Annotated in this window: 22 protein-coding genes, 20 tRNA genes and 1 rRNA gene; 10 read left to right on the top strand and 33 right to left on the bottom strand. The window is 35.4% G+C overall.

The window, feature by feature from the left end:
• Positions 1–10: 10 nt before the first annotated feature.
• From GW534_RS08690 to GW534_RS08670, 5 genes are all read right to left on the bottom strand, one after another.
• Positions 11–919 (bottom strand): ABC transporter permease, encoded by a 909-nt coding sequence (locus GW534_RS08690; protein WP_161920635.1) that lies wholly within the window; start codon positions 917–919, stop codon positions 11–13.
• A 24-nt stretch (positions 920–943) separates the two neighbouring features.
• Positions 944–1912, bottom strand: coding sequence for an oligopeptide ABC transporter permease (gene opp4B / locus GW534_RS08685; protein ID WP_161920634.1), 969 nt, complete (start codon positions 1910–1912; stop codon positions 944–946).
• A 14-nt stretch (positions 1913–1926) separates the two neighbouring features.
• Complete coding sequence (locus GW534_RS08680; protein ID WP_161920633.1) at positions 1927–2853, bottom strand: ABC transporter ATP-binding protein; 927 nt, start codon at positions 2851–2853, stop codon at positions 1927–1929.
• Entirely contained in the window at positions 2850–3860 is a 1011-nt protein-coding gene (locus GW534_RS08675; RefSeq protein WP_161920632.1) for an ABC transporter ATP-binding protein, read from the bottom strand. Before GW534_RS08675 ends, GW534_RS08680 begins: the two co-directional genes overlap by 4 nt.
• 375 nt (positions 3861–4235) lie before the next feature.
• Complete coding sequence (locus GW534_RS08670) at positions 4236–4478, bottom strand: DUF2584 family protein (RefSeq protein WP_161920631.1); 243 nt, start codon at positions 4476–4478, stop codon at positions 4236–4238.
• A gap of 208 nt (positions 4479–4686) precedes the next feature.
• Between GW534_RS08670 and GW534_RS08665 the strand changes: the two genes are divergently transcribed.
• Genes GW534_RS08665 through GW534_RS08655 form a run of 3 tightly spaced genes read left to right on the top strand, consistent with a single transcriptional unit; the run spans position 4687 to position 7260 of the window.
• Complete coding sequence (locus GW534_RS08665) at positions 4687–5649, top strand: ABC transporter substrate-binding protein (protein ID WP_246204039.1); 963 nt, start codon at positions 4687–4689, stop codon at positions 5647–5649.
• A 47-nt stretch (positions 5650–5696) separates the two neighbouring features.
• Complete coding sequence (locus tag GW534_RS08660; RefSeq protein ID WP_161920629.1) at positions 5697–6464, top strand: ABC transporter ATP-binding protein; 768 nt, start codon at positions 5697–5699, stop codon at positions 6462–6464.
• A gap of 16 nt (positions 6465–6480) precedes the next feature.
• A complete protein-coding gene (locus GW534_RS08655; protein WP_407670455.1) occupies positions 6481–7260 on the top strand; it encodes an ABC transporter permease in 780 nt (259 codons plus the stop codon).
• Between the two features lie 43 nt (positions 7261–7303).
• On the opposite strand, the gene ytkD is transcribed toward GW534_RS08655, so the two are convergent.
• On the bottom strand, positions 7304–7780 hold the full coding sequence (gene ytkD / locus GW534_RS08650) for an RNA deprotection pyrophosphohydrolase (RefSeq protein WP_161920627.1): 477 nt from the start codon (positions 7778–7780) through the stop codon (positions 7304–7306).
• A 362-nt stretch (positions 7781–8142) separates the two neighbouring features.
• Between ytkD and GW534_RS08645 the strand changes: the two genes are divergently transcribed.
• Positions 8143–9225: a branched-chain amino acid aminotransferase gene (locus GW534_RS08645; protein ID WP_161920626.1), complete on the top strand. Its 1083-nt coding sequence runs from the start codon at positions 8143–8145 to the stop codon at positions 9223–9225.
• A 324-nt stretch (positions 9226–9549) separates the two neighbouring features.
• Entirely contained in the window at positions 9550–9801 is a 252-nt protein-coding gene (locus tag GW534_RS08640; RefSeq protein ID WP_161920625.1) for a DUF6154 family protein, read from the top strand.
• A 42-nt stretch (positions 9802–9843) separates the two neighbouring features.
• On the opposite strand, the gene GW534_RS08635 is transcribed toward GW534_RS08640, so the two are convergent.
• Positions 9844–10281 (bottom strand): Dps family protein, encoded by a 438-nt coding sequence (locus GW534_RS08635; protein ID WP_161920624.1) that lies wholly within the window; start codon positions 10279–10281, stop codon positions 9844–9846.
• 188 nt (positions 10282–10469) lie between these two features.
• Here GW534_RS08635 and yidD point away from each other — a divergent pair, with 188 nt between their 5' ends.
• Positions 10470–10724 carry a membrane protein insertion efficiency factor YidD gene (gene yidD, locus GW534_RS08630; protein ID WP_161920623.1) on the top strand — a complete coding sequence of 85 codons (255 nt, stop codon included), beginning with the start codon at positions 10470–10472 and terminating at the stop codon, positions 10722–10724.
• A gap of 188 nt (positions 10725–10912) precedes the next feature.
• Positions 10913–11866, top strand: a complete 954-nt coding sequence (locus GW534_RS08625) for a metal ABC transporter solute-binding protein, Zn/Mn family (RefSeq protein ID WP_161920622.1) — start codon at positions 10913–10915, stop codon at positions 11864–11866.
• 12 nt (positions 11867–11878) lie between these two features.
• Here GW534_RS08625 and GW534_RS08620 read toward each other — a convergent pair whose 3' ends face one another.
• The 5 genes from GW534_RS08620 to GW534_RS08600 all read right to left on the bottom strand — a co-directional run bounded on the left by GW534_RS08620 (position 11879) and on the right by GW534_RS08600 (position 18374).
• Complete coding sequence (locus GW534_RS08620) at positions 11879–13378, bottom strand: o-succinylbenzoate--CoA ligase (RefSeq protein WP_161920621.1); 1500 nt, start codon at positions 13376–13378, stop codon at positions 11879–11881.
• A 165-nt stretch (positions 13379–13543) separates the two neighbouring features.
• Entirely contained in the window at positions 13544–14362 is an 819-nt protein-coding gene (menB, locus tag GW534_RS08615) for a 1,4-dihydroxy-2-naphthoyl-CoA synthase (RefSeq protein ID WP_161920620.1), read from the bottom strand.
• Positions 14355–15200 carry a 2-succinyl-6-hydroxy-2,4-cyclohexadiene-1-carboxylate synthase gene (gene menH, locus GW534_RS08610; RefSeq protein WP_161920619.1) on the bottom strand — a complete coding sequence of 282 codons (846 nt, stop codon included), beginning with the start codon at positions 15198–15200 and terminating at the stop codon, positions 14355–14357. Before menH ends, menB begins: the two co-directional genes overlap by 8 nt.
• Positions 15197–16948: a 2-succinyl-5-enolpyruvyl-6-hydroxy-3-cyclohexene-1-carboxylic-acid synthase gene (menD, locus tag GW534_RS08605; RefSeq protein WP_161920618.1), complete on the bottom strand. Its 1752-nt coding sequence runs from the start codon at positions 16946–16948 to the stop codon at positions 15197–15199. The genes menH and menD overlap by 4 nt, the downstream gene beginning before the upstream one ends.
• Positions 16941–18374 carry an isochorismate synthase gene (locus tag GW534_RS08600; protein ID WP_161920617.1) on the bottom strand — a complete coding sequence of 478 codons (1434 nt, stop codon included), beginning with the start codon at positions 18372–18374 and terminating at the stop codon, positions 16941–16943. The genes menD and GW534_RS08600 overlap by 8 nt, the downstream gene beginning before the upstream one ends.
• Positions 18375–18622: 248 nt before the next feature.
• Between GW534_RS08600 and GW534_RS08595 the strand changes: the two genes are divergently transcribed.
• The 3 genes from GW534_RS08595 (at position 18623) to GW534_RS08585 (ending at position 20436) form a co-directional block, all read left to right on the top strand.
• Positions 18623–19561, top strand: a complete 939-nt coding sequence (locus tag GW534_RS08595) for a 1,4-dihydroxy-2-naphthoate polyprenyltransferase (RefSeq protein ID WP_161920616.1) — start codon at positions 18623–18625, stop codon at positions 19559–19561.
• Positions 19562–20031: 470 nt separating this feature from the next.
• Entirely contained in the window at positions 20032–20175 is a 144-nt protein-coding gene (locus GW534_RS08590; RefSeq protein ID WP_161920615.1) for a hypothetical protein, read from the top strand.
• Between the two features lie 39 nt (positions 20176–20214).
• On the top strand, positions 20215–20436 hold the full coding sequence (locus GW534_RS08585) for an IS3 family transposase (RefSeq protein WP_281351988.1): 222 nt from the start codon (positions 20215–20217) through the stop codon (positions 20434–20436).
• Positions 20437–20672: 236 nt separating this feature from the next.
• Here GW534_RS08585 and GW534_RS08580 read toward each other — a convergent pair.
• The 21 genes from GW534_RS08580 to rrf form a co-directional block, all read right to left on the bottom strand.
• Positions 20673–20744, bottom strand: a tRNA-Glu gene (locus GW534_RS08580).
• A gap of 8 nt (positions 20745–20752) precedes the next feature.
• Positions 20753–20844, bottom strand: a tRNA-Ser gene (locus tag GW534_RS08575).
• Between the two features lie 3 nt (positions 20845–20847).
• Positions 20848–20922, bottom strand: a tRNA-Asn gene (locus GW534_RS08570).
• 26 nt (positions 20923–20948) lie between these two features.
• Positions 20949–21022 (bottom strand) — tRNA-Ile (locus GW534_RS08565).
• 7 nt (positions 21023–21029) lie between these two features.
• Positions 21030–21103 (bottom strand) — tRNA-Gly (locus GW534_RS08560).
• Between the two features lie 18 nt (positions 21104–21121).
• A tRNA-Phe gene (locus GW534_RS08555) sits at positions 21122–21197 on the bottom strand.
• A gap of 13 nt (positions 21198–21210) precedes the next feature.
• Positions 21211–21287 (bottom strand) — tRNA-Asp (locus GW534_RS08550).
• A 4-nt stretch (positions 21288–21291) separates the two neighbouring features.
• Positions 21292–21365 (bottom strand) — tRNA-Met (locus GW534_RS08545).
• Between the two features lie 172 nt (positions 21366–21537).
• Positions 21538–21630, bottom strand: a tRNA-Ser gene (locus GW534_RS08540).
• Positions 21631–21643: 13 nt separating this feature from the next.
• Positions 21644–21720, bottom strand: a tRNA-Ile gene (locus GW534_RS08535).
• A gap of 6 nt (positions 21721–21726) precedes the next feature.
• A tRNA-Met gene (locus GW534_RS08530) sits at positions 21727–21803 on the bottom strand.
• A gap of 20 nt (positions 21804–21823) precedes the next feature.
• Positions 21824–21899: transfer RNA gene (locus tag GW534_RS08525), tRNA-Ala, on the bottom strand.
• An 18-nt stretch (positions 21900–21917) separates the two neighbouring features.
• Positions 21918–21991: transfer RNA gene (locus GW534_RS08520), tRNA-Pro, on the bottom strand.
• Between the two features lie 8 nt (positions 21992–21999).
• Positions 22000–22073, bottom strand: a tRNA-Arg gene (locus tag GW534_RS08515).
• 8 nt (positions 22074–22081) lie between these two features.
• Positions 22082–22170 (bottom strand) — tRNA-Leu (locus GW534_RS08510).
• Positions 22171–22180: 10 nt separating this feature from the next.
• Positions 22181–22255, bottom strand: a tRNA-Gly gene (locus GW534_RS08505).
• An 18-nt stretch (positions 22256–22273) separates the two neighbouring features.
• A tRNA-Leu gene (locus GW534_RS08500) sits at positions 22274–22355 on the bottom strand.
• A gap of 3 nt (positions 22356–22358) precedes the next feature.
• Positions 22359–22434, bottom strand: a tRNA-Lys gene (locus GW534_RS08495).
• A gap of 62 nt (positions 22435–22496) precedes the next feature.
• A tRNA-Thr gene (locus tag GW534_RS08490) sits at positions 22497–22572 on the bottom strand.
• 22 nt (positions 22573–22594) lie between these two features.
• Positions 22595–22667: transfer RNA gene (locus GW534_RS08485), tRNA-Val, on the bottom strand.
• A gap of 3 nt (positions 22668–22670) precedes the next feature.
• A 5S ribosomal RNA gene (gene rrf, locus GW534_RS08480) occupies positions 22671–22786 on the bottom strand.
• Positions 22787–22959 lie beyond the last annotated feature (173 nt).

Genomic DNA, 22959 nt, shown 5'->3' with positions numbered 1-22959 from the left:
AATTCCCCCTTTAACCTAATCTTTGTCTTGCATCGGCAGCACGTTTCAATGCATTACCGATGAAATTTATACACAGCATCAATACTAAAATTAGTATTGCTGCAGGTAACCAAACCCAAGGTTTATTTTCCATAACTTCCGGGTTTCTTGAATAAGAGATTAACGTACCTAAACTTGGCACACTTTCCGGAAGCCCGAAACCTAAATAAGTTAAACTAGTTTCTATTCCAATATTTCCTGCTAAGTTTAGTGTCATATTTACAATAATGATAGAACTTAAGTTTGGTAGTACTTGAAATAGCATAATTTTCCAATCCGGCGTCCCTAGTGTTTTGGATGCCGCTACATATTCATGTTCCCTTTCAGCTAAAGCCTTTGATCGGATAAGTCGACATTTCGAGGTCCAATAGAAAAGGCTCATTATGAATATAAATTTCCTAACATCAAATTCAGGTACAATGGATACATATACGATAATAATCATAAGTGCTGGTAGAACGAGTACGAAGTCAACGGTTCTCATGACGACGTTGTCAACCCAGCCACCGTAATACCCTGCTAATAGCCCTAAAGCTATCCCTATAATTGAAGTAATTAATGTAATTGCAATACCAATTGTCAATGAGTTCCTAGCACCTAAAATTAATTGGTTGTAGACATCACGTCCGCCGTAATCGGTACCTAACCAATGGACAGGGCCAGGTTCTTGAAATTGATTAAATATATCTACTCTAGTTACCTCTTTTGTGTCTAATCCCATTGAATATATATATACGTATAAAACGATACCTAAAAATAAAATCAGTGAGATTAAGGCCACTTTATCTTTTATAAATTCTCGAACGATGATTTTAAAACCCGATGGTGATTTTACTTTTTCTATTTCAGTATTATTGTTGTTTACTGCTGGCGTAGCCATTTTCTTCCCCCCCTTATTAGGCTTTTAATCAATTCGGATTCGCGGATCAACGATACTTAAAATAATATCGGATAGTAATGTACCTAAAATGGATAAAAATCCGTATAACATAACCAGTACGTTGACGACCGCAAAGTCTCTTTGTGTAATTGAATCGACAAACAATTGGCCTAATCCAGGGTAACTAAAGATTTGTTCAATAAAAATTGAACCACCTAAAATAAATACGATGTCATATCCTAAGAAGGCTGCCACCGGTAACAATGAATTTCGGAAAATATGTCGTGAATAAACCTTACGTTCCGGTGTACCTTTAGCTCTTGCTGTTTTTACAAAATCCTTTAATTTTGTATCAATAATCTCATTCCGTAAGTATTGGATTGTTGATGTTGTTGCCAGTAGTGCTGACGATAATGCTGGTAATAATAGATGGTGTAATTTCGATAAGTACCAATCCCAAGAACCAGGTTCTACTCGTACATCTACACTTCCACCGGTTGGGAACCAACCTAAAGTAAATCCAAAAATATACAACATAATTAACGCAAATACGAAAATCGGTATCGAGAAACTGACATAGCTATAAGTAACTATAAACTTATCAGTATAGGTATCAGGCCACCTACCCGCAATAACTCCAAGCGGTATAGCAATTAGATATGTCAATATTAAAGTCGCTAAGCCAAGCCAGAAAGTATTAGCAATTCGACTTTCTAACATCGTTTCAACTTTGACGTTATGTACATAAGACATACCTAATTCGCCTTGGACTAAGTTACCAATCCAGCGAGCGTATTGTTGTGGCAAAGGATCATTTAGTCCTAATTTGTCTCTTAATTCAGATTGATATGCTGGATCTAAGTTTGGATTGTTAATAAACCGCCCTGACAGAGCGTCACCAGGCATCGCTTGAGCTAGTAAAAAGATTAATATACTTAATAAGAAGAGCTGAGGGATAGCGATTAGTGATCTTCTGAGTATAAACTTAAACATTTTTACGCTCCTCTCTACGGTAATGCCACTGAATGTGTTTCACTAATTGGTTTTAAATCAAATATTTTTCCTTCAGCATCAAAATACTTATCATAATTATTTTTAAACTCTTGGTTAACTTCTTTACGAAATGCCATATGTTTCAATCTTTCCTCAGGGTTCATTTGAGGTATAGAAGATAATAATCGTTTCGTATATATATGCTGAGGATTTTCAAAGATTTCTTCCTTAGTCCCCTCTTCAACTAAACGACCGCGATACATAATACCAATACGGTCACACATATGTCGAATAATTCCTAAATCGTGACTGATGAATAGATACGTTAAGTTAAATTCCTTTTGAATGTCTTTCATAAAGTTTAATACTTGAGCTTGAACAGAAACATCTAATGCTGATACAGGTTCATCAGCAATAATTAATTTTGGATTTAATGTAAGTGCTCGTGCAATACCGATTCTTTGTCTTTGACCACCGGAAAATTCGTGTGGATACTTATAAATAGATTCAGGACTTAGTCCTACCTTTTCCAACACTTCCATTATCTTCATTCTTTCTTCTTTCGGTGATAATCTTTCAAAATTTCGAATCGGTTCTGCGATAATATCTATTACTCTTTTTCTAGGATTCAATGAAGAATATGGATCTTGGAAAATCATTTGGATATCTTTTCTATATTTATAAAAATCTCTTCTCGTAATCTTCGTAAGTTCAACATCATTAAAGGTAATTTTCCCTGCAGTTGGACGATTTAAACCAATTATTGTCCGGCCCGTTGTTGTTTTCCCGCAACCTGATTCTCCTACTAAACCATAAGTTTCTCCAGGTTGTAGTTCAAAGGAAATATCGTCAACCGCTTTCACATGATCTATTACTCTTCTAAAAAATCCGCCTCGAACAGGATAGTAAACTTTTAAATTTTCTATTTTAAGTAATGTCATATTTTCTCTGCCTCCGCATCACCAGGAAAATGGAAATCTTGATAACATGTGCAGCGTACCCAATGATCTTTCTCTACTTCATGTAATGTTGGGTTGCTTTCATGGGCAGACTCTTTAATCCAAGGTATTCGATTAGAAAAACGACATCCTGTTCTAGGAAGATTTTTTAGAGACGGTACAATCCCTTGAATCACATGTAAACGGTCTGAACCTTCTGCTGCTGAAGGAATTGAATTAAATAGTGACCTCGTATACGGATGTAAGGGATTTCTAAATAGTGTATAGACATCTGCAATTTCAACAATTTGACCGGCATACATAACAGCAACTCGGTCTGCCATTTCTGCAACTACACCTAAATCGTGGGTAATAAGAATAATTCCTGTTTTCATTTGTTCTTGTAATTCAAGCATTAAATCTAAAATTTGGGCTTGTATTGTCACATCCAATGCTGTAGTTGGTTCGTCAGCAATAAGAAATTTAGGTTCGCAGGAAATTGCGATTGCAATCACTACCCTTTGTCTCATACCACCTGAAAGTTCATGGGGAAATTGCATATATGTTCTTTCAGGATTTGGAATCCCTACTTTTTTTAGTAATTCCAAACTTCTTGCTTTCATTTCAGCATCTGATAAATCGAGATGATTTCTCATTGCTTCTTCAATTTGCTGACCAATTCTCATTAACGGATTTAAGGCAGTTAATGGATCTTGGAAAATCATTCCCATTTCCTTGCCTCGATATTTATTCATTTCTGCAGTTGACAGAGATAGTAAATTTTGTCCTTTAAAATTTACTTCTCCTTCTAATTTTGTATTCAATTCATTATGTAATCTCATTATTGATAATGCTAGCGCACTTTTTCCACATCCGGATTCCCCTACAATAGCTAACACTTCGTTTTCATTTACATTTAATGAAACATTGTCAACCGCAGGATAGTATTCATCTTGAATACGAAATGATGTTGTCAGATTTTTTATTTGTAATAGTGGTTGATTAGCCAAAAATCTGCCCTCCCTGCTTGGTGTAAAATTCCTAAATTATAACTTTCTAAATATATTTGAATTTAATATTATTACAAATTCATTACAATAGCAAGAGTTTTTTGTTAATTCACACTAGAGTGTTATTACAAAAAATCAAAAAACTATATAACCTATTATATCCAGATATCATTTTACCGCAACATTTAATCAGTTAAATTTAATCTTATTTTTGGTAATTATTAAATAAATCTTAAAATTATATTAATAGGTTTTTAGAATAAAGTAAAGTTCGAAATACTCTTTAACAATTGAAGAGAATAATACCGTTTAAAAGCAACCTAAAACAAAAACGGACCGAGAGAATTGGCCCATTTGTAACAACTCTATTAAAATTTAATTAATACTTTTTAACGCTGTTAGTGTATAAACTATTTTAGTTTTTCCCTCTGACAATAAAAGACTTTTTATGATACCTTCTCCGACTGGTGTATCCGATTCCCTTCTTTTCACATAAATCGGCACATCCATTGGATATAAATGATATCCATCTAAAATAAGTTCAAAGTTATTTTCCTCAATTCTTTTTTCTTTACCGTACGTATTAATAAACGATTCGATTTGGATAGACATCGCCATCATCCATCCCTCCTTACTAAAAGTATACCAAAATTTCTAATTTACAAACAATTTCATTTTATGACAAGTATATAACCACGTATTTTTTATCTAGGCATACACACATTTTTTTATTCAAACATACGATAACGTATCGGAAAGTGCATTTATGAATAATGGGGGGGAACATTTAATGAAAGGTTTAAAATTGTTGAAAGCTCTTTTTACAATGGTGATTTTTACGCTAATTTTTACCGCATGTACTGCTCAACTAGACGGTTTACAAAAGGTAAGAATTGCTGAAGTAACCCATTCCATCTTTTATACACCAATATATGTAGCTATTGAAAAAGGATTTTTTGAAGAAGAAGGTTTAAAAATCAATTTAACAACCGTTCCAGGTGGAGATAAAACAATGACGACACTAATTTCCGATGGCGCAGATATTGCCTTAGTTGGTTCTGAAACTAGTATTTATGTTAATGCACAAGGGACAGATGATCCAATTATTAACTTTGCTCAATTAACTCAAACAGATGGTACTTTCCTTGTATCGAGAGAACCAATTGAAAACTTTACTTGGGATATGCTCGAAGGTTCAACTTTCCTCGGTCAGCGTAAAGGTGGTATGCCACAAATGGTTAGCGAATATGTGTTAAAGAAACACGGAATCGACCCTCATGAAGATTTAGAGCTAATTCAAAATGTTGATTTTGCAAATATCGCTCCATCTTTTTCCTCAGGGACAGGCGAATTCGTTCAATTATTCGAACCAACAGCAAGTATCTTTGAACAAGAAGGAAAAGGCTATATTGTTGCATCCTTTGGTGAGGAAAGCGGACACATCCCATATACAACTTTCATGGCAAAAGAAAGTTATATTAATGAAAACGAAGAAATTATTGAAAAGTTTGTGAACGCATTATATAAAGCACAACAATGGGTATATGACACACCTTCAGAAGAAGTTGCTGAAACAATTGCACCTTTCTTCGAAGATACTGATTTAGAAATTATTACTTCATCAGTAGAGCGTTATAAAGCTCAAAAATCTTTCGCAGAGGATCCAATTTTAGATGAGGAAGAATGGAACAATTTACAAGATATTATGGAAGAAGCAGGTGAACTACCAGAAAGAATTGATTATGAAACATACGTCAATACAGAGTTTGCCGAAAAAGTATTGAAGTAATTGTACAAGAAAATTTTTCGTCAGTAGTCAGCGAAAGGAGGCTGGTTATGAGCTTCTTACAAATTCAAGATGTCAGTCATATTTATTTCTCAAAAAAGGACCGCACTTTAGCTATTAAAGACGTCAATCTTTCCATTGAAGAAGGAGAATTTATATCGATTCTTGGTCCTAGTGGATGTGGAAAAACGACAATCCTTTCGATTGTAGCCGGTTTAATTCAACCAACTATCGGCAAAGTCATTCTCGACCGAGAAACAATTGTTGGAACAAATAAAAATACAGGTTATATGTTGCAACAAGATTATTTGTTTCCATGGAAAACGATTCAAGAAAATATTTTTCTCGGTTTAAAACTGACAAATCAATTAAATGAAAAAACAAAACAAAAAACGCTAGCTTTATTAAATGAAATGGGTCTTAGCCATGTGAAAAATCAATATCCTACTCAACTTTCAGGCGGCATGCGTCAGCGTGTCTCCCTTGTAAGAACTTTAGCAACAAATCCAAAGCTTTTACTCCTAGACGAACCCTTTTCAGCCCTTGACTTTCAAACAAAATTAAAATTAGAAGACCTCGTATTTGAAACGTTAAAGCAATTTGAAAAAACCGCTATCCTCGTAACCCATGACATTGGTGAAGCCATCGCTATGAGCAATCGGATTTACTTATTTACGAATAGACCTGGTACGGTCCATAAAGTTTTTGAAATACCTGATGAATTAGCTAAAATTACCCCCTTTGAAGCAAGAAACCATCCACTATACAATGAAATTTTTCAAGAAGTTTGGAAGGAGTTGGAAAAACTTGAAAAGTAAAATAAATATTGAATCTATGCATAATGAGTATAAGCAAAAACTTATTCGTGAACGACGTTTCGTAGTATTTTTCCAACTTCTAATCTTTATCGCGTTTTTTGCATTATGGGAAATTGCAAGCAATTTAAAATGGGTTGATCCATTAGTTTTTAGCTCCCCGTCCAAAGTGTGGAATTTGCTCGTTGAAAATATTATAGCTGGTACAATCTTTTCGCATATTTCGATTACATTATTTGAAACAATTCTCGGGTTTATTATTGGTACAGTTGCCGGTACAATTTTAGCAGCTATTCTTTGGTGGTCACCATTTTTATCAAAAGTATTAGATCCATATTTAGTCGTGTTAAACGCGATGCCAAAAGTTGCTCTCGGACCTATTTTGATTGTTGCCTTAGGACCAACAATGACTTCCATTGTTGCTATGGGAGCGATTATTTCAGTCATTATTACGACAATCGTCGTTTACACTTCTTTTCGGGAAACGGATCCAAACTATATTAAAGTATTACAATCTTTTGGTGCCACAAGATGGCAATGCTTTAAGGAAGCAATATTACCGTCATCCTTTCCCGCCATAATTTCTACATTAAAAGTAAATGTTGGCTTAAGTTGGGTAGGAGTAGTTGTCGGAGAGTTTTTAGTATCGAAACAAGGATTAGGTTATTTAATTATATATGGATTCCAAGTATTTAACTTCACTCTCGTAATGCAATCGTTATTAATTATCGTGATTTTCGCAACAATTATGTACAAAATTGTTGAAGTAATCGAAAATGCTTTAATTAAAAACCGTTAACACTTTTAAAAATCGCCTAGTTCATCCCTAGGCGTTTTTAAAATTATTTAGATAAAAACTTTTCCCGAATACGTTGGATACATAAAGGGACAACTTGATCTTGCATTATAAAACTAAATTCTTTTCCAGAAAAATTTGTCGTTTTTTCAATGTCTATTAAAACCGGACCTCCCGTTTCTAAATAAGTACCTTTTTTCTTTATCTTTTCAATTTCAGCAAAGTATACCTTTTTATAAAAATCCTCATCTTTCCCACTCACTTCGTATTGACCGATTGGGTATAACTTTTTTACAAATCCTCCTGTTTCTTCGTAAACTTCCCGCATTGCTGCTTCTTCTAACGTTTCATCCGCTTCCACTTTTCCTCCAGGAAACTCAAGTCCTCTTTTTTTATGTTTAGTAAAAAGCCATGAATTTTTATACTTTGTAATAACTAGAACATGTTTTATTTTGTCATTCCACATTTCATTTTCATATGTAAATTTCACCATATTGCCGTTTTTATCATAAAATTCATACATTTTTTCAACCTCATGAACCTTTTTATTTTAATTATAGCATCAATCACTTGTAGAAAATTCCGTTTTAATGTTTACGAATTTGAATAATACAATATTAATATAATATTTTCTCATTTGTTTTTAGGATAATACTATTCCTTGAAAAAGAAATTCTTTTTTAAAGAAATCAAAGTACAACTCGGTATGAAATATTGAATTCTGCTTTCCAAACATTTTAACTCTTTATAGTATAAAACCAATAAAAATTTTTAAAATATATTGACTAATAATTTTTTCAGGATTATAATTCTCTTTAAACATTTATTAAGTTTTTAGTATTGTATAAAAATCTGATAATTACAATTATGGAAGGAAGTATTAGAATGACTAAAGTTTCTCAAGTTGAATTTGTAAAAGCTGACAATCTAAAAGTAAAACCTGATCCAAATTCTCTACAATTCGGTAAAGTATTTACAGACTATATGTTCGAAATGGATTATGACATCGAAGAAGGTGGATGGCATGATCCAAAAATTAAACCCTACGGTCCATTATCCCTTTCACCTGCTTCTTATGTACTTCACTATGGTCAGGCTGTTTTTGAAGGTTTAAAAGCTTATAAACAAGTTGATGGTAGTACTGTCATTTTCCGTCCTGAAAAACATATTGCACGTTTAAACACATCGAATGAACGACTATGTATCCCCAAAATTGATGAAAAATTAGCTCTTGATGCACTAACACAATTAATTGAATTAGAATGTGACTGGGTCCCTGAAAAAGAAGGAACTTCCCTTTATATCAGACCATTTGTAATTTCCGTTGAACCATACTTAGGTGTTAGACCTTCTTATCATTATAAATTTTTAATCATTCTTTCTCCAGTTGGAGCATACTACTCCGATGGCCAACTTAATCCTGTAAAAATTTATGTTGAAGATGAATTCGTTCGTGCAGTTAAAGGTGGCGTTGGACACGTTAAAACTCCAGGTAACTATGCAGCAAGTCTCCTTGCTCAAGAACATGCTCAGAAAAAAGGCTATGAACAAGTACTATGGCTTGATGGTAAAGAAAATAAATATGTTGAAGAAGTCGGTTCTATGAATATTTTCTTCAAAATTAATGGGGAAATCTACACTCCAAAATTAAACGGTAGTATTTTACCTGGTGTTACACGTGATTCCGTTATAGAACTTGTTAAAGTTTGGGGAATTCCTTTCCATGAAGAACGCATTTCCATTGAGGATGTGTTTGAAGCACATAAAAAAGGCGAATTAGAAGAAGTATTTGGTACAGGTACAGCAGCAGTTATTTCTCCAGTTGGTGAATTAAGATGGGAAGATAAAGTAATTACTATTAATAATAATGAAACTGGAGAATTTGCGAAAAAGCTTTATGATACAATCACTGGAATCCAATACGGTAAAATTGAAGACAAATTTAATTGGATCAAAAAAGTTAAATAAAGACCATTTAGAGGGGCTGTCCGAAAAGTAGAAAATACAGATCTTTGATGAGGAAATTGGCGGCGACTCCAGCGGGAACAGCACGAGCCGAAGACCCCGCAAACGCGCTTGTGCGTTGAGGAGGCTGAGGCCGTGCCCGCGGAAAGCGTCCGCCAAAGTACCGAATAATTCCATCAATAATGTCTAAAAATTGACTTTTTGGACAGCCCCTTTCATTTTTAAAATATGGTATCATTCGCCTAGACTTTTTCCTTTATTAATGGTAAAAGTAAATAAACATAAATTAAATTACGTTGAACTTATCATTAAAAAGGAGTGAGTTCTATGAAATTTGTCGATGAACTATATAACTTTTATAAAGATAAATTAATTGCTGATGAAGAAGACGTTGATCTATTAATATATTCCATTATGCAAGACCTATCTCGTGAAGAAATGCTACGAGTATTATCTGAGTTAAATGATAATGAGCTATACCAAATTACTGGTAGTTACCTTGCCTTTAAATTAAAAGAAAAAATCATTCAAGATCAAAACCTCGGTTCAATATCAGATGACAACAAATATTTAAATTAATACATAAAAAAAATGGCTGCTAATTCAAGCAGCCTTCATCATTTAACCAAGAAATGCTTTATACATCCAAAGATGTTTTTCAAAACTTGTACTGATGCCTAGTAATAAATCAACTGTCCCTTCATCACCATTGTCACTTGCAACATCAATTGCCTCTAACAATTTTCCATTTATGGTTTCTAAGTCATTTACTACTTCTTGAACCATCTCACGGTCAGTTCCCTTTGATGATGCTTCTTGAATCGAAGTTAACTCTAAACATTCTTTCAATGTAGAAATTGGTTCCTCGCCCTTTTGTAAAATACGTTCAGCAATCTCATCACTGTGTCCAGTAACCTCTTCATAAAGTTCTTCAAACTTTTCATGTAACGTAAAAAAGTGAGGACCTTTTACAAACCAATGAAAATGATGAAGTTTCATATAAAAAACTTGTAAATCGGCTAAAATAGAATTCATATTCGCTTTTAATTGGTGATCCATTTCATAACCCTCCTAGTATATAGAATCCTTTTTTACTTTTTGCAAAACGTGTTATTTTTATGTAATATAAAAAAATATTCTTTCATAATATTATTATATTATATAGTATACCGCTTCAAAGAAAAGAAAAAGAACACTATTTGAACTTTTCTTTAAAATTTTGTTACAAATAAAAGGATTGAGCATAAATGTTAAAAAAAATTTTTATTTATTTTATCCGTTTCTATCAAAAGTTTATCTCACCTATGAAACCACCGAGTTGTCGCTTTCATCCAACCTGTTCCCAATATGGGATCGAAGCGATTCAACGATTCGGTGCATTAAAAGGTGGCTATTTAACTGTCCGTAGAATATTAAAATGCCACCCTTTTCATAAAGGTGGATGGGACCCTGTTCCAGAAAAATGGCCTCCTAAAAATGATAGTCAAAAGCATTCAAAATAATTTTTCTTAAAAGAAATACATACACTAAAATGGAGCAGTAAAGCAGATTGAACCGTTTTTTGTTGACGGTAAAACATTCTGTTATTGCTCCATTTTTTGCTTGCAAAGGAATTCATTTTCCTATATCATACTTTTGGGTAAATCGGAATCAATACGATTTATAATATTTACACAGTTTGGAGGATCTTATGAAGAAATTAATGATTGCCCTAATATGTTTCATTTTTATTATGACTGGCTGTAATACAGAAAGTACAAATAAAGATACGGAAGGTAAACTTATTATACACACAACTGTTTATCCTTTAGCAGACTTTACGGAAAAAATCGGTGGTGACTACGTATCAGTAGAATCTATTTATCCACCTGGTGTTGATGAACATTCCTATGAACCTTCACAAAAAGATATTATTGATATGGCAAATGGGAATTTGTTCTTTTACATAGGACATAATTTAGAAGGTTTTATGAATCATGCAAAGCCCATTTTAGAAGACGAAGGTGTAAAAGTAATCGCAATCGGTGAAAAAGTACATATACACAAATCTAAAGAAACCCATGAAGAGCATGAGCATGAAGAACACGAAGACCATGATGAACATGAACATAACCATGGTAGTGTTGATCCACATATTTGGCTCGATCCTCTTTATGCGAAGCAAATGGCTGAAGCAATAAAAGATGAACTAAGTGAAGCATTACCTGAACAACAAGCGTACTTTGAAGATAATTTTTCAAAGTTGGAAAAAGAACTTGATAATTTAAATGAACAATTTACATCAGTCGCAAACTCAGCAAAAGTAAAAGAATTTGTAGTTTCTCATGCTGCATACGGTTATTGGGAAGAACGATACGGATTAATACAATTAAACATTTCGGGAATTTCAACATCACAAGAACCATCTCAAAAACAGTTAGTGAATATTATAGAAGAAATTGAAAGTAAGAACCTTCAATATTTATTAGTCGAACAAAATGTAAGTAGTAAATTAGTTGAAGTGATTCAAAGCGAAACGGATACAACGACACTTCCAGTTCATAATCTTTCAGTATTAACTAAAACAGATATCGAAAATGAGGAAGACTATTTTTCGTTAATGGAAAAAAACTTAGAAACATTAAAACGAGCACTTAATCCATAGATGAGTGGGTGATTAATTTCCCCACTCATTTTTTTCAACTAATTCTCTTAAACGTCTTCGCATCACTTTATTCGATGCTGTCTTCGGTAATTCCGACGTTTTTATCCAACGTTTCGGCACTTTATATTTTGCTAGTTGTTCTTCACATAGTTTTTGTAATTCCAGTTCCGACACATGCCATCCATTTTTTTCAACAAAAAAGGCATAAGGAACTTGTCCCCATTTTTCATCGGATATTCCGACAACAGCTGCTTCTAATATACCGGGATGTGATAAAATTACATTTTCTATTTCAGCAGGATAAATATTTTCTCCACCTGATATGATTAAATCAGAGCGTCGATCTATAACAAATAAAAATCCTTCTTCATCTAAATACCCAACGTCTCCAGTGTAAAACCAACCGTCCTTTGAGAAACTTTTTTCATTTGCCTCTTCTCGCTTGTAATAACCCTTTGTAACATTAGGTCCCTTTACAACAATCTCGCCAATTTCTTGAGGTTCAGCTAATCCTTCCTCCGTGACGATTTTTACTTGACTAAAAAATAATGGTTTGCCTGCGGAACCAATTTTTTCTAAACTATCTTCTGGAGATAATGTTACTATTTGGGAAGAGGTTTCCGTCATACCGTAAGATTGAAAAACAGGAATGCCTTTTGACTTACATATTTCTAATAACGATACTGGAGCTGGTCCACCACCAAGGAGGAAACAACGTAAAGAAGGATGATATGAGCGATCACCTAAATTATTTACAAGTCTTTGCAGCATTGTCGTAACAACAGACATAATTGTCGCTTTACCTGAAATTAAATCTTCATTAATTCGTGCCTCATCGAATTTATCATATAGAACAACAGGAATTCCGTATAATACACTACGTACTAAAATAGAAAAGCCACTAATATGGAATAGTGGTACAGCGGTTAACCATGCATCATTTTCTTGTAAACCAAGATTTAATACATTACCGATTGCACTTGACCAATGATTGCCATACGTTTGCAGTACCCCTTTAGGAAATCCTGTTGTTCCTGATGTATACATGATTGTACAAATATCGTCTGTGTGGAATTCAGTTACGTATTCAAAATCTTTCTCTGCTGTTTCCTCTAGTTGCTCAATGCTCAAAATTACATTAGGAATATGTAATTGAATCTCCTTTTTTTCAATTAACAGTTCATTTTCTGATATTAAATGACGAGCTTCGCTATCTTTAATTTGAAAAGCGAGTTCTTGTTCTTGTAAGCGAATATTTAATAGAACCGCTTCACAGCCAAGTAACTGAAGGGCATGTAAAATAATCACCATCTTCGCATGATTATTAAGTAAAACTGCCACCCGATCTCCTTTTAGTATCCCACGATAATGTAGTTTTTTTGCCGTTCTTTCAGCTTCCTCTTTTAACTGATTGAATGTCCATTTTTCATTATAAAACATGAGCGCATTTCGATCTGGTGTTAAAAATGCCCGCTTAAATAACCAGTTTGGAATTTTTTGTTCACTAAACATAATAGCTTTTCACCTCTTAAAAAAGAGCGACCTTTACTAATAATGGGTCACAATACAACAATTTCCACTTTCGTTAAGTTTATAAAGAAAAGAAAATTTCCTAAAAGATAAGCAGCTAATTTATAGCTGCTTACCAAATTAAATATATTCTTAACTAAAATTATATTAAGGGAATCGTGGGAATTGATCGAAATCCGGTTTCCGTTTTTCTTTGAACGCATCTCTACCTTCTTGTGCTTCAGGAGTTGTATAGTATAGTAATGTCGCATCTCCTGCTAATTGTTGAATTCCTGCCATACCATCAGATTCTGCATTAAATGCTGCTTTTAAGAAACGAATTGCCATTGGACTTTTCTCTAAAATTTCTTCAGCCCATTTAACCGTTTCATCTTCTAATTGTTCTAGTGGAACAACTTTGTTAACTAGTCCCATATCTAAAGCTTCTTGTGCATTATATTGACGGCATAAATACCAAATTTCTCGTGCTTTCTTATGACCGATAATTTTCGCTAAGTAACCAGCTCCATATCCGCCATCAAAACTACCAACCTTCGGACCAGTTTGTCCAAAAATGGCATTTTCAGCTGCAATTGTAAGGTCACATACAACGTGCAATACATGTCCTCCACCAATTGCATAACCAGCTACCATTGCAATAACTGGTTTAGGAATAATACGAATTAAACGTTGTAAGTCTAAAACATTTAAACGTGGAATATTGTCGTCACCTACGTAACCACCGTCTCCACGTACTTTTTGGTCACCACCGGAACAGAACGCTTTCGTTCCAGCACCAGTTAAAATGATGACACCAATTTTTTGATCGTCACGGGCATAACTAAATGCATCAAGTAATTCTTTTACAGTTTCAGGACGGAATGCATTATGTACTTCTGGACGATTAATCGTAATTTTTGCTATTCCATTATACGTTTCATAAATAATATCTGTATATTCACGTTCACGAACCCATTCTCTAGTCATTAATTATGTATCCTCCTTTTTCATTTAACAAAATGTCCAATACTATTTTACCAAACTTATCCCGTTTTTCCACATGAACCGCATGACCAGCATCAAATATTGTCAAAATTTCTCCTTTTGGAATTTTTTTTATCATTTCTTGTCCTATTTTACAAAACTTCTCGTCTAATTCTCCCGTAATGATATATGTTGGGAATTGTAATTCGTCTAGCTTATTCCACCAAGACGGCTGAACACCTGTTCCCATCCCTCGTAAACTATTTGCTAGCCCTTTAGGATTTTGACTAAGCCGTTCCTTTCGAATTTGCGCTTGCATCTCTTTAGATAAACGTTTTTGACTCTGGAATAATGGGATGTTCTCCCAATAATTGACAAAATGGATGATTCCTTTATCTTCAATCATTTGTGCCAACTTATTATCTTGTTCAACCCTCTGATATCTTGCCTCAGCTGATTTTAAGCCTGGTGAACTACTTTCTAAAATTAATGAGTGTACCTTTACAGGATGGAGAATCGCAAAGGATAAAGCAAATCGACCACCCATAGAATATCCTAGCAAATGGGCTTTATCAATCTTTAGTTTCTCCAAAAAAGTATGAATATCTTCTACAACACTTTCTATTTTATATCTATTAATAGATTCAGGACTTTCTGTATCTCCATGGCCAGGTAGGTCAATTGCAATCACCCTAAAATAATCCGACCAATAGTTTATAAAAGGTTTCCACGTATTCTTAGTCCCTGTAAAGCCATGAAACAAAAGTAAAGGCTCACCTTTTCCTGCTACAAAATAACTGTAATTTATCCCATTTAAATCGATTAGTCTTTTTTCAATCATCTTAAAACTTCCCCAAGTCGATTCTCTATTTCCCGGGAAACATTTTCCCACAATTTTTGACGAATTTTAGCATTTTCATGGCGATTTGTAAATACTTCGATAATTTTCAACCCTTGTTCATTTTGTACAGTTTCCATTGCCTTAACATATTGTTGCCACGTTTCTACGCGATAATATTTCCCACCATATAATTTGGCTGCATGTTCAAATTGAAGATCTGTCGGTGTTCCAAATAATAACTCAAAATAGGTCGGATGTTTAGCCTGCTGTAGCATGGAGAAAATCCCCCCACCATTATTGTTAATTAATAAAATTGTTAAGTTTAAATCATGCATTTTAGCTGCGAGTAATCCATTCATATCATGATAAAAACTTAAATCTCCAACTATTAAATACGTATTTTCAACAGCAGCACTAATACCCAAAGCAGTAGAAACTAAGCCATCTATCCCATTTACGCCTCGATTACCGTATAACTTAATAGACTTGTAATTACTATGGAAAAAGTCATCTACATCGCGAATCGGCATACTGTTTCCGACCATAATACTAGACTGTTCAGGAACTAAGTTTTGCAAATGATAAATTAAGCGACCTTCATTTAATTTATCAGCATCAATTTGAACGATAACATCCTTAACTAATTTGTTTAATTGTAACCACTGCTCAATCCAACTTGAATTCAACTTCGACCTATCTTCCGTTAACATCGTCAATTTTTCACAAAAGATTTGCTCGTTACAATAAATCATTTCATAAGCAGTACTTACAGGATCACGCCACCCTTGTCCACCATCAACAATATATTGTGGAACATCAGCATGTTCTTTTAAATAAAACATTAATGACTTAGAAACAGGCATAGAGCCGAAGCGAATAATTACTTCCGGCTTTAATTTGTTTCGTACTTGTTCATTTTTTAAAAACGCATTATAAGAGTCGATGATGAATTGTTTATTATGATTTCCACTTCGTAATTGAGATAGTGGATCAGCAATTATCGGATAATTTATATTTTGGGCTAGTTTAACAATCGCTTCATTAAAATTAGCATTATATTCATCCATCGGTCCACAAACTATTATTCCATTTTTTGGCAAATTAACCGCTAAACGATTAAAAGATTCATCACTTAATGTCACATGATACTTTTCAGTACGGACAATAGGCGTATCCATACCTTCAAATTTACTTCGATCATCCATAATAGGAACTAAAGGTTCACGTAATGGAAAATTCAAATGTACCGGTCCGTATGGGGCTTGAATTGTTGTTTGTACTGCTCGTGAACAAACCGTACGAACGAACTTTTGCATTTCTCGAGACTCTTCAGGTAAAGGCATATCTTGAAACCATTTCACGTGATTTCCAAATAGATTCACTTGATCGATCGTTTGCGCTGCACCGATATCACGTAATTCATGAGGACGATCAGCTGTAATTACAAGTAATGGGACCCTTGCGTAAAAACTTTCAACTACAGCAGGAAGATAGTTTGCAGCCGCTGTTCCAGAAGTACAAAGGATTGCTACTGTTTTATTTGTTGCTTTCGCTAAACCAAGTGCAAAGAAAGCCGCCGAACGTTCATCCACATGCATCATTACTTCAATATCTGGGTGATCTGCCATTAGCATAGCAATTGGCGTAGACCTGGAACCAGGACTAACAACGACCTGTTTCACTCCAGATTTAGTTAATTCATCGACGAAAGCACCAATATATTTCGTCATCGCAATTTGATTACTCATCTAAGTTACCTCCTAAAGCCCGTAACATCGGACGAAATTTCACTTTCGTTTCCTCATATTCTTTATCTGGAATTGAATCTTTCACTATACCACATCCTGCAAATAAAACAGCCTCAGATTCCTTTAATAATGCGGAGCGAATAGCTACAACAAATTCCCCATTTTGTTTGTAATCCACCCAACCTAACGGACCAGCATACATTCCCCGCTCAAATAGTTCCAGGTCACGAATGATTTGTAAAGCAGTCTCCGTGGGAGTCCCACCTAACGCTGGTGTAGGATGAAGCTCTTTAACAAATTCGAAAATAGATACACCTTCTTTCGCCCATCCTTCGACAGGTGTATACAAATGATGAATATCTTTATTTGTCATAATTTGTGGTGATTTTGCTCTACTGACCGAATCACAAAGTTGATGGAAAGCATTAGTAATCATATCCACAACAAATTGATGTTCCTCTAAATTTTTCGGATCATTTAATAAGTCTGTTTTTATTTGATTATCTTCTCTATCCGTCTTACCTCTTGGAGCAGACCCTGCCACACAGGAAGAAAACATATGTTTCCCTTCCTTTTTTACAAGTCTTTCCGGAGTAGCTCCTATAAAACAATCTTTTTCACTTGTCATTGAGAAAATATAACTATTCTTTTGTTGTTGTTTTAAATTATTTAAAACAGACATATGATTAATTTTTTGTTGATAAGATAAATGTAGATCGCGAGCTAATACTACTTTTTTGGCAAAAGCTAGTTTAAGCAATTCAATCGCTTTATTAACCCGATCTAGCCATAACACACCATTTCTTTCTTCCACTTTTGGACTCTCACTAATTTCTACTAATTCACTAGCTAGAGACGTTTTTGTATTTGATAATACATTCTTTCGTTCTAGAAGTAGTTGTTCAACATTTGGGTTATTTTCCTGATTAGGAGTACAAAGGATATTCGTAGTAAAATAACTTTGACCATCCACCTTTGTAACCATATATTTTGGCAAGTAAAAAAGACCATGATTGAAATTTTCCCATAGGTTTGAATCATTTTTTACATAATCGAAGGAAAATCCGCCGAATAAGGCAGGTCCTACACCATTTACTTCAGAATATGGATTTTCTATTATTGAGCGGTCTATTAGCTTTTGCCATTCTTCCTTTATATTTTTAAATCGATTATCCATGTGCATTATATTCATCGTTTTTACAGTTCCTAAACCGGCAATATAAAAGCTAGAATGGGCATCTTCCCAATAAAAGTTCTCATTTTCAAATTGAGATAGATTATTATTTAAAAAATGTAAAGTATCTATATGATGTACTTTTTCAATATAACTTACAATTACTTCATGGTTATAATTCTTTGCTTTTTCAACACCATGTTTGATTAAATTTTCTATTTGATTCGGTACTTTATAAGTTCCAACGTTCACGTTGTTCACCCCAAAATCCAATTGATAAACTAAATTATTTCCATATTTTATACAGTCACCTCATCTATTATATCACGTTGAAAATATTGAATCGACTAATGTCAAGTTGAAAAACATGATTATCTTAAGTTGTGATCCAAAAAAGGAAATTTTATCAATTGACACATGTTCATAGATTTCCTAAACTTAAAGTATAGAAGTTCACAAGTTAGTCAAAATTTAAATACTATTAGAGGAGAGCAAATTCCATGCAACCTGAAATTCAATCAAAACAACAGGCAGCTTTGGAAAGAAATGAAGGTTGGCGTGTTTGGTGGCAATTAATGCGGCCACATACATTAACAGCTTCTTTCGTGCCCGTTATACTAGGTACAGTATTAGCATATGAGCTATTAGATCGTATACATGTCGGCTTATTTTTAGCTATGCTTATCGCAAGTATTTTAATCCAAGCCGCAACAAATATGTTTAATGAATACTATGATTATAAAAGAGGGCTCGATACCGAAGAGTCTGTTGGAATTGGCGGTACAATTGTACGTGATGGTGTCCAACCAAAGGTAATAATGCAATTATCTTTATTATTTATTACAATCTCAATCCTACTCGGCGTTTATATTTGCGCCAATAGTAGTTGGTGGATTGCTGTAGTCGGCCTTATTTCCATTTTAGTCGGCTATTTATATACTGGTGGACCACTACCAATTTCATCTACACCATTTGGAGAAATTATGTCCGGTTTATTTATGGGGATTAATATTATTTTAATTTCCTTTTTTATTCAAACTGGAACGATTACAACAACATCGATCCTAGTATCAATTCCAACAACAATTTTAATTGGAGTTATTAATCTATCAAACAATATTCGTGATGTTAAAGGCGATAAAGAGTTCGGTAGAAAAACTTTACCTGTATTACTTGGGAGAGATCGAGCTTTAAAAATAATGGCTGGAAGTTTTATAGTTTCATATTTATGGATCATCGGTTTAGTCATCTTCAATAATTTAACTCCATTGCTATTAATTGTGTTTCTAAGTACTCCTAAAGCATATAAAGCTGTAAAAGGATTCATTGGAAAATCTGAGCCAATTGAAATGATGCCAGCTATGAAAGCAACCGCACAAACAAATACAATATTTGGGTTCTTATTATCCATTGGATTTATTATATCGTTTATTTTTTAACGAAAAAAAGCAGTCTATTACTAGATGATTTGCTCCCCTTAAGGTAGACAGATAAAAAAATAAAAATCTGCTTACCTTAGGGGGAGTTTTTTGTGCCCAATAAATTTTATTCAACTATGGAGAGTATATTCTAAGGAATTGAACGAATCTGCAATTCTTGATTATTTGTCAGGGGATACTTCCAAAATGAAATCAATGGAACGTATGAAATTTCTAGTAGAGGGGTACTCCAACAATGGATTAAAAAGACTAATGGTCATAGAGAATTAAAAGCTACGGGAATAAGGAGAACACACTCTACGACTAAAGGAAGAAAAACAACATTTGAAGAGCGAATTGAGATTGTACAAGATACTTTAGAGAATGGGAAGAATAATAAAGAAACAGCTGAAAAGGAAAATGAAAAATGGGTAACGGACGTTACTGAATTGAAATAGGCTCTATCAAAGAAAGCTTATTTAAGTGCCATTTTGGATTTACATGATGGTTCCATTATTAGCTTTGTTTTAGGACGATCCAATAATAATAAACTTGTATTTGAGACCCTTGATCAAGCTATCAATTTATTAAATAGTGATCAACCACTTATTCAAAGTGACCGTGGGTATCAATAAACCTCACATGGTTTTAAACGAAGAATAGATGAAGCAGGCATGACGCACAGTATGTCAAGAGTTGGAAAGTGTATTGATAACGGACCGATGGAATCGTTTTGGGGAGCACTCAAATGTGAGAAGTATTATTTACATAAATATGAGACATTTGAAGAACTCTTAAAAGCGATTGAAGAATACATTTACTTCTACAACAATGAAAGATATCAAGAAAGATTAAACGGCCTTAGCCCTCTTGAATACAAGACTAAAGCCGCTTAAATCATTTTTTATTATTTCCAATGTCTACTTGACAAGGGGGAGTTCATTACTAGATAGACAGCTTTTTATATTTACTAAAAATATAAATCATTTATGGGAGTAACTTTATATAACAAGGCTAAAATTATGAATTTACTTTCTAATTAAAACAGGAAGGACTAAGATGAATACAGACTTACTAAAACCATTTTATATTAAAAAACACACATTCATTTAGAGTGTGTGTTTTTTAATTATGACCCCTACGGGATTCGAACCCGTGTTACCGCCGTGAAAGGGCGGTGTCTTAACCACTTGACCAAGGGGCCAATATATATGGTGGAGAAGGTGGGATTCGAACCCACGCACCGGTAAACCCGGTCTAACGGTTTAGCAAACCGTCCTCTTCAGCCACTTGAGTACTTCTCCATATGGCTCCGCAGGTAGGATTCGAACCTACGACCGATCGGTTAACAGCCGATTGCTCTACCACTGAGCTACTGCGGATTAATATTATTTTATATTCAAAGGGATGGGCCTGAGTGGACTCGAACCACCGACCTCACGCTTATCAGGCGTGCGCTCTAACCAGCTGAGCTACAGGCCCATAAATATGGAGCGGGTGAAGGGAATCGAACCCTCGACAACAGCTTGGAAGGCTGTGGTTTTACCACTAAACTACACCCGCATATTAAATTATTAAAAATGGTGGTTCGGGACGGAATCGAACCGCCGACACATGGATTTTCAGTCCATTGCTCTACCGACTGAGCTACCGAACCATATTATTTAGAATGGCGGTCCGGACGGGACTCGAACCCGCGACCTCCTGCGTGACAGGCAGGCATTCTAACCAACTGAACTACCGGACCAGTATTGCGGGGGCAGGATTTGAACCTACGACCTCCGGGTTATGAGCCCGACGAGCTACCAGACTGCTCCACCCCGCGATAATATTATTTATTAGAGATTTTCTATGCTCTAATTTTATCTGTGTTATTGACCGTCCCGATTTCGGGAGGCAAATTCACCGATGTTTTCGGAATCGGTACGCTGAAGTTTTGCTACGAAGCTAATTCGTTCGTGCTCCACCCCGCGATATTATTTAAGTTTTAATTACTATGGTGGAGGAAGAGGGATTCGAACCCCCGCGCGGTTTGACCCGCCTGTCGGTTTTCAAGACCGATCCCTTCAGCCAGACTTGGGTATTCCTCCAAAAAAAGTTATATGGTGGACCTTGTAGGACTCGAACCTACGACCGGACGGTTATGAGCCGTCTGCTCTAACCAGCTGAGCTAAAGGTCCTCATTTTGGTAGCGGCGGAGGGGATCGAACCCCCGACCTCACGGGTATGAACCGTACGCTCTAGCCAGCTGAGCTACGCCGCCATATAATTTATTTAATTTAATGGTGGAGCCTAGCGGGATCGAACCGCTGACCTCCTGCGTGCAAAGCAGGCGCTCTCCCAGCTGAGCTAAGGCCCCATATGCTTTTCTTTCAAATCGGGAAGACAGGATTCGAACCTGCGACCCCTTGGTCCCAAACCAAGTGCTCTACCAAGCTGAGCTACTTCCCGTAACAAAGCGCGCCCGAGAGGAGTCGAACCCCTAACCTTTTGATCCGTAGTCAAACGCTCTATCCAATTGAGCTACGGGCGCATTTTAAATGGTGCCGAGGACCGGAATCGAACCGGTACGGTAGTCACCTACCGCAGGATTTTAAGTCCTGTGCGTCTGCCTGTTCCGCCACCCCGGCGTGTTAAGTTTGGAGCGGAAGACGGGATTCGAACCCGCGACCCCCACCTTGGCAAGGTGGTGTTCTACCACTGAACTACTTCCGCATTTGTATGTTTTGTAAGTGCGGGTGAAGGGAGTCGAACCCCCACACCTTACGGTACTAGATCCTAAGTCTAGCGCGTCTGCCAATTCCGCCACACCCGCGAATGGTGAGCCGTAGAGGATTCGAACCTCTGACCCTCTGATTAAAAGTCAGATGCTCTACCGACTGAGCTAACGGCTCGTGATAACGACTTCATTATATTATCATAACTTTATATTTTAGTCAAGTTTTTCTTTTAAAACTGGTGCCGGCCAGAGGACTCGAACCCCCAACCTACTGATTACAAGTCAGTTGCTCTACCAATTGAGCTAGGCCGGCAGTATATATTTTGCATTAAAAATGGAGGATGACGGGATCGAACCGCCGACCCCCTGCTTGTAAGGCAGGTGCTCTCCCAGCTGAGCTAATCCTCCGTAGCCTGGCAACGTCCTACTCTCGCAAAGGGACATCCTTCACTACCATCGGCGCTGAGAAGCTTAACTTCCGTGTTCGGGATGGGAACGGGTGTGACCTTCTCGCCATCGTCACCAGACAAAATTATCAAGGACAAGTATTATTATACACTATTTAAAGATAATTTCAAGAAGAATTTTTCATTCTCTCAAAACTAGATAACGTAAGGCTAAAAACCAAGTTCTACTTATTTGTCTAGCTTCGGCTCCTAGCGACTAGCGCAACTTCGCTTTCCTTCCTCGTTAATGCTAG

Source organism: Pallidibacillus pasinlerensis (assembly GCF_009996845.1).
Taxonomy (GTDB): Bacteria; Bacillota; Bacilli; order Bacillales; family Caldibacillaceae; genus Pallidibacillus; species Pallidibacillus pasinlerensis.
The sequence above is the reverse complement of the archived record's forward strand: the minus strand, read 5'-3'. Positions and strand labels throughout refer to the sequence as shown.

Coding starts and splice junctions, on each gene's coding strand:
- GW534_RS08640 (WP_161920625.1), top strand. CDS start 9,550: ATGAAATTTGTCGATGAACTATATAACTTTTATAAAGATAAATTAATT.
- GW534_RS08655 (WP_407670455.1), top strand. CDS start 6,481: ATGCATAATGAGTATAAGCAAAAACTTATTCGTGAACGACGTTTCGTA.
- menB (WP_161920620.1), bottom strand. CDS start 14,362: ATGACTAGAGAATGGGTTCGTGAACGTGAATATACAGATATTATTTAT.
- menD (WP_161920618.1), bottom strand. CDS start 16,948: ATGAGTAATCAAATTGCGATGACGAAATATATTGGTGCTTTCGTCGAT.
- GW534_RS08665 (WP_246204039.1), top strand. CDS start 4,687: ATGGTGATTTTTACGCTAATTTTTACCGCATGTACTGCTCAACTAGAC.
- opp4B (WP_161920634.1), bottom strand. CDS start 1,912: ATGTTTAAGTTTATACTCAGAAGATCACTAATCGCTATCCCTCAGCTC.
- GW534_RS08680 (WP_161920633.1), bottom strand. CDS start 2,853: ATGACATTACTTAAAATAGAAAATTTAAAAGTTTACTATCCTGTTCGA.
- GW534_RS08595 (WP_161920616.1), top strand. CDS start 18,623: ATGCAACCTGAAATTCAATCAAAACAACAGGCAGCTTTGGAAAGAAAT.
- yidD (WP_161920623.1), top strand. CDS start 10,470: ATGTTAAAAAAAATTTTTATTTATTTTATCCGTTTCTATCAAAAGTTT.
- GW534_RS08635 (WP_161920624.1), bottom strand. CDS start 10,281: ATGGATCACCAATTAAAAGCGAATATGAATTCTATTTTAGCCGATTTA.
- GW534_RS08670 (WP_161920631.1), bottom strand. CDS start 4,478: ATGGCGATGTCTATCCAAATCGAATCGTTTATTAATACGTACGGTAAA.
- GW534_RS08690 (WP_161920635.1), bottom strand. CDS start 919: ATGGCTACGCCAGCAGTAAACAACAATAATACTGAAATAGAAAAAGTA.
- GW534_RS08620 (WP_161920621.1), bottom strand. CDS start 13,378: ATGTTTAGTGAACAAAAAATTCCAAACTGGTTATTTAAGCGGGCATTT.
- menH (WP_161920619.1), bottom strand. CDS start 15,200: ATGATTGAAAAAAGACTAATCGATTTAAATGGGATAAATTACAGTTAT.
- GW534_RS08625 (WP_161920622.1), top strand. CDS start 10,913: ATGAAGAAATTAATGATTGCCCTAATATGTTTCATTTTTATTATGACT.
- GW534_RS08645 (WP_161920626.1), top strand. CDS start 8,143: ATGACTAAAGTTTCTCAAGTTGAATTTGTAAAAGCTGACAATCTAAAA.
- GW534_RS08585 (WP_281351988.1), top strand. CDS start 20,215: ATGACGCACAGTATGTCAAGAGTTGGAAAGTGTATTGATAACGGACCG.
- GW534_RS08660 (WP_161920629.1), top strand. CDS start 5,697: ATGAGCTTCTTACAAATTCAAGATGTCAGTCATATTTATTTCTCAAAA.
- ytkD (WP_161920627.1), bottom strand. CDS start 7,780: ATGTATGAATTTTATGATAAAAACGGCAATATGGTGAAATTTACATAT.